This is a genomic window from Amycolatopsis kentuckyensis, assembly GCF_002155975.1.
Taxonomy (GTDB): domain Bacteria; phylum Actinomycetota; class Actinomycetes; order Mycobacteriales; family Pseudonocardiaceae; genus Amycolatopsis; species Amycolatopsis kentuckyensis.
Genome location: NZ_MUMI01000587.1, coordinates 1 through 4,791, shown reverse-complemented (window position 1 = coordinate 4,791; position 4,791 = coordinate 1). Strand labels below are relative to the sequence as shown.

The following is a 4,791-nucleotide window of genomic DNA, read 5'->3' as shown; positions in this document are numbered from 1 at the left end:
GCGCCACCGGCAACGTCGGTGCGGAAGTGGTTTCGGCACTCGCGGGGGCGGGCGCACCGGTCCGGGCGCTGGTGCGCCGGCCGGACGTCCGGCTGCCGGACGGCGTCGAGGCCGCGGTGGGCGACCTCGGTTCCCTCGACGGCCTCGCGGACGCTCTCAAGGGGGTCGAGGGCGTCTTCCTGCTGTCCGGGTACGAGGACATGTCCGGCCTGCTGCGGGACGCCGGCGTGCGGCGGGTCGTGCTGCTGTCCGGCGGCTCGGCGGCGCTGGAGGACATGGGCAACGCCGTGTCCCGCTACATGACGCTGTCGGAGCGGGCGGTGCGGGAATCGGGCCTGGACTGGACGTTCCTGCGGCCGCGCGCGTTCATGTCGAACGCCCTGCGCTGGCTGCCGCAGCTGCGCGCGGGCGACACGATCCGCGTCCAGTTCCCGGACGTCCCGGTGGCCTGCATCGACCCGGCGGACATCGCGGCGGTGGCGGCGCTCGCGTTGGCGGGCGGGCACGAAGGGCTGGTCCACGAGCTGACCGGGCCGGTGGCGATGCGGCCGGCCGAGCAGGTTTCGGTGCTGGCCTCGGTGCTGGGCCGGGATCTTCGGTTCGTCGGGCTGTCGAACGACGAGACGCGGGCGGAGCTCGAGGCGGGGATGCCGCGCGAGTACGTCGAGGCGTTCTGGAACTTCTACGTCGAGGGCACTTTGGACGAGGCGACGGTGTACCCGACGGTGCCGGAGGTGACCGGGCGGCCGGCGCGGACCTTCGCCCAGTGGGCCGAGGCGCACGCGGACGCCTTCCGGTGACGCGGTGAAGGTGCGCCGGTTGCTGGGCGCCGCGGTCACCCTGGTCGCGCTCCTCGGGGCCGCGGCCCATCTGATCTGGCCCGGCTTGAAGATCGACGCCATCACGGTGCTGCTCCTCGTCGTGGCCCTCGTGCCCTGGCTGGGCGAGCTGCTGGAGAGCATCGAGTTGCCGGGTGGCTGGAAGGTCAAGTACCGGGACCTCCGGGAGCGGCAGGACGCACTCGAGCGCACGACCGAGGAGGCGAGCAGCACCGCCCAGGCGGCGCTCGGCGCCGCACGGGGCGAGGACCTGCCACCCACGATGGAAACGGTCCGGCGGTTCGCCGAGGAGTACCGGCGGCTGCGCAAGACCTCGCGGGAGCCGGCGCGCACCGCCGAGCTGGACCGGTTGTTCGGCACGATGGTGACGGTGCTCCCGCGCGTGCCGGGCTTCGACCCGGTTCAAGCCCTTGGTGACGACGAGGGCGGGATCCGTCTCGCCGGGTACGCCGCGCTCTACGGCCGGCCGGATCCCGCGTTGCTCGACGAGACGATCCGGGCGCTCAGCCGGGAGACCACCGCGTTCATCCAGTACTGGGCCATCCGGACGGTGGCCGCGATGCTCGAGCGCGCGGACCCGGCCGATGTGCCTGACGAGGTCTTCGACATTCTCGACGAGCTGTACAGCCGGCTCCCGCGCAGCAGTTCGCGACACGAGCAGCTCGGCCGGCTCCTCGAAGCGCGCCGCTACGGCTGAGCGCCATCCGGTGGACGGGCGTTGTGCTCCGGGCCCGGTTCGGGCCAGGGTGGTTCCGGTCGCCGGTGGGAGGAGCGGACTTGAGCGGAGACCGGGCCCGGCCCGACCTGTCCGCCGTGCTCGCCGTCGTGCTGGCGGTGCCCGTCGTCGCCAGCAGCCTGCTCGTGCTCGCCGTCGCCGGGAAACTCGCCTGGCCGGCGTACTTCTGGGTCCTTCCGGCCGGCTGGGTGGTGCTCGGCGGGATCACCTTCGTGCCCGCCTTCGAGCACTTCCTGCTGCCGCTGAGCTTCGGCATGCGGAAGCCGACCACGCGGGAACTCGCGCGGCTCACCCCGAGCTGGCAGGCCGTCTGCGCCGCCGCCGAGGTCGACGGGGCCCGCTACCGGCTGTGGGTCGACCGGTCTCGCGAGCTCAACGCCTTCGCCGCCGGGGGCCGGACCGTCGCCGTCACGCGGACCGCCCTCGACCTGCCGCCGCCGAGCCTCGAAGCGATCCTGGCGCACGAACTCGGCCACCACCTCGCCGGGCACACCCGGATTTCGCTCTACGTCTGGTGGCTCGAGCTCCCGGCCCGGCTCCTCACCCGGCTGGTCCGGCTGCTCGCGCTGGCCGTTCCGCACGTCGGGCGCGCGTTCGCCGCCTTCGGGCGGTCGGTCGCCGTCCTCGTCACCGTGCTGCTGACGCTCGGCGTCCTCACCGCGCTCGCCTTCCTCGACCCGTGGCTGCTGCTGGCGCCGCTGCTCGGCCCGGTGCTCGCCTGGTCGAAACGGCTCGGCGAGTACCGGGCCGACCTGATGGCCGCGCGGCTGGGCTACGGGCCCGAGCTGATCACGCTGTTCCGGGAGTGGATCCGGGCCGGCGGCGGCGACGAGCGGCGGCTGTGGGCGCGGCTGCTGGCCGGGCACCCCGCCCACGTCGACCGGATCAAGAAGCTGCAGGACCGCGGGTTCCGAGCGTGAGCACGATCTTGCCCGCCGAGTGCCCCTCGTGGACGTAGTCGATCGCGGCCGCGGCGTCGGCGAGCGGGTGGGTGCGGTCGAGCACGGGGGTGAGCCGGCCGGCTTCGATCGTCTCGCGCAGGACCTCGAGATCCGCGCCGCGGACGGTGCAGACGAGCCCGCGCAGCCGCTGTTTCACGAACGGGTTCAGCACCGCGGCCCGCAGCACCCGCTGGATGCCGCCCAGCCACCTGCCGCCTTCGCCGCCGACGATCACGAGCGTGCCGCGCGGGGCCAGCGCCCGGCGCAGGTGGGCGAGCGAGCGCAGGCCCGCCGTGTCCAGGATCAGGTCGTGGCGCCGGCCGGTGAAGTCCGCGCAGGTGTAGTCGACGACGTGGTCGGCGCCGAGCTCGCGGACCAGGTCCACCTTGCCCGTGCTGCACACCGCGGTGACTTCGGCGCCGAAGGACTTGGCCAGCTGCACCGCGAACGACCCGACGCCGCCCGCGGCGCCGATCACCAGGACGGACTGGCCCGGCCGGACCCGGCCGGCGTCGCGCAGGCCCTGCAGGGCGGTGCACCCGGAGATCGCGACGGCCGCCGCCTGCTCGAACGAGAGCCGGGCCGGTTTCACGGCGAGCCGATCGACCTTCGCGACGGCGTACTCGGCGAACGAGCCGGTGCACTCGCCGAACACCTCGTCACCCGGCCGGAACTTCGTGACACCGTCGCCGGTTTCCTCGACGGTGCCCGCGAAGTCGAGGCCCCGCACCGGGTTCTTCGGCGTGCGCAAGCCGAAACCGAGCAGGCGCAGCACATACGGCCGGCCGGTGGTCAGGTGCCAGACGCCCGGGTCGACGCCGGCCGCGTGCACGCGCACGAGGACCTCGCCGGGCCCGGGCACCGGTCTCGCGATGTCCCGCGGTTCGAGAACACCGGGATTTCCGTAGCGGTCTTGGACGATGGCTTTCACGACGGCTCCTCCGGGTACTGGAACACTTCTTCGAGCGGAACTCCGAACACGTGCGCGATCTGGAACGCCATCTCGAGCGAGGGCGAGTAGCGGCCCTGCTCGATGGCGATGACGGTCTGGCGGGTCACGCCGAGCCGGGTCGCGAGCTCGGCCTGGGTCAGCTGGCCGTGTGCGAACCGGAGGGCGCGCAGCGAGTTCGTGACGCGGGTCGGCTTCACCACGGCTGGAAACCTTTGCGGTAGGCGAAGATCCGGGCGATCGACCCGAGGATCGCGGAAAGCGTGAACGCCAGGTAGACGGCGTTGGCGATCCAGAAGTGCGGCGCCTCGGCCATCGCCAGCAGAAGTGCGGCGACGGCGCCGATGACGACGAACGAGTGGCCGATGTACTCGCCGAACCGGCCGATTTCGCGGTCGCGCTCGTCCTTCGCGCCGTCTTTCGAGACGACCGCGACGACGATGCTCAGCACGATCGTCGCGGCGATGGACGCGCCGACCGTCCAGAGCAGTGTCGCGACGTAGGGGACTTCGGCCAGCGGTCGGGCGCCGGCCCGGCCCAGCACGATCACCAGGTACACCGCGTAACTCACCACCGCGGCGATCCCGAGGATCCAAGTGCGCTTCTCTTCGTGGGTCACTTCGTCAAGGTAAAACAAACCAGACATCATGTCAAAGTTTCTTGACATGAGAAAATTCGGGCGAAGGGTGTCCAACGGGCCGGCCGTCGTTCGTAGTGCTGGCGTACGGCAACCGAGCACTGGAGGAACCGTGAAGTACCTGATGCTGATCAATGCCGCTCTCGACGCCGACGGCGCGCCCACCGGCTGCAGCACGCCCGACGACTGGATGCTGTTCGACAAGTCCCTCAAGGAAGCCGGGGTCTACGTCGGCGGCGACTCGGTCGCCGACTTCACCACGGCGGCCACGGTCCGGGTCGACGAGAGCGGCGAGCGGCTCGTCACCGACGGCCCGTTCGCCGAGTCCCGGGAGGTGCTCGGCGGCTACTTCGTCGTCGACGTGCCGGACCTCGACGTCGCGCTCGACTGGGCGGCGCGCTGCCCGGGGTCGCGCGACGGCGGGTCCATCGTGGTGCGGCCGCTCGCCGGTTACGAAGGCTGACGCCGGTGGAAGGGCGGGCGGGTGCGTCGATCGAGGCGGTGTTCCGGGAGGAGCGCGGGCTGCTGCTGGCCGCGCTCGTCCGCCGGTTCGGCGATCTGGACCTCGCCGAGGAAGTGACGTCGGAGGCGATCGAGGCGGCGCTGGTGCACTGGCCGGCCGAGGGCGTGCCGCCGAAGCCGGGCGCCTGGCTGATGACGACGGCCCGGCGCAAGGCGGTCGACCGCCT

8 protein-coding genes are annotated in these 4,791 nt (G+C 72.3%); 5 read left to right on the top strand and 3 right to left on the bottom strand.

The annotated features are described in order from the left end of the window. The 3 genes from CCN39_RS42920 to CCN39_RS42910 all read left to right on the top strand — a co-directional run. Positions 1–800: NAD(P)H-binding protein (locus tag CCN39_RS42920; protein WP_244211265.1), on the top strand; the 800-nt coding region annotated here is incomplete at its 5' end. A 4-nt stretch (positions 801–804) separates the two neighbouring features. Then, the gene (locus CCN39_RS42915; RefSeq protein WP_086852331.1) at positions 805–1,536 is read left to right on the top strand and encodes a hypothetical protein; all 732 of its coding nucleotides are present in this window, start codon (positions 805–807) and stop codon (positions 1,534–1,536) included. A gap of 80 nt (positions 1,537–1,616) precedes the next feature. Next, positions 1,617–2,495, top strand: a complete 879-nt coding sequence (locus CCN39_RS42910; RefSeq protein ID WP_086852329.1) for a M48 family metalloprotease — start codon at positions 1,617–1,619, stop codon at positions 2,493–2,495. On the opposite strand, the gene CCN39_RS42905 is transcribed toward CCN39_RS42910, so the two are convergent. Genes CCN39_RS42905 through CCN39_RS42895 form a run of 3 tightly spaced genes read right to left on the bottom strand, consistent with a single transcriptional unit; the run spans position 2,461 to position 4,114 of the window. Continuing rightward, a complete protein-coding gene (locus CCN39_RS42905; protein WP_086852328.1) occupies positions 2,461–3,447 on the bottom strand; it encodes an NAD(P)-dependent alcohol dehydrogenase in 987 nt (328 codons plus the stop codon). The two genes, CCN39_RS42910 and CCN39_RS42905, sit on opposite strands and share 35 nt — an antisense overlap. Beyond that, a complete protein-coding gene (locus CCN39_RS42900) occupies positions 3,444–3,668 on the bottom strand; it encodes a helix-turn-helix transcriptional regulator (protein WP_086852326.1) in 225 nt (74 codons plus the stop codon). Before CCN39_RS42900 ends, CCN39_RS42905 begins: the two co-directional genes overlap by 4 nt. Next, a complete protein-coding gene (locus CCN39_RS42895; protein ID WP_086852325.1) occupies positions 3,662–4,114 on the bottom strand; it encodes a hypothetical protein in 453 nt (150 codons plus the stop codon). The genes CCN39_RS42900 and CCN39_RS42895 overlap by 7 nt, the downstream gene beginning before the upstream one ends. Before the next feature lie 100 nt (positions 4,115–4,214). Between CCN39_RS42895 and CCN39_RS42890 the strand changes: the two genes are divergently transcribed. Together CCN39_RS42890 and CCN39_RS42885 are read left to right on the top strand one after the other, a co-directional pair. Beyond that, the gene (locus tag CCN39_RS42890) at positions 4,215–4,565 is read left to right on the top strand and encodes a YciI family protein (RefSeq protein ID WP_086852323.1); all 351 of its coding nucleotides are present in this window, start codon (positions 4,215–4,217) and stop codon (positions 4,563–4,565) included. A gap of 5 nt (positions 4,566–4,570) precedes the next feature. Further along, positions 4,571–4,791, top strand: a 221-nt coding sequence (locus tag CCN39_RS42885) for a sigma factor (protein ID WP_279629620.1), incomplete at its 3' end; no start/stop codon positions are given.

What these genes read in the sequence shown, in the direction of transcription:
- CCN39_RS42895 (WP_086852325.1), bottom strand. Translation starts at nt 4,114, where the DNA reads ATGATGTCTGGTTTGTTTTACCTTGACGAAGTGACCCACGAAGAGAAG.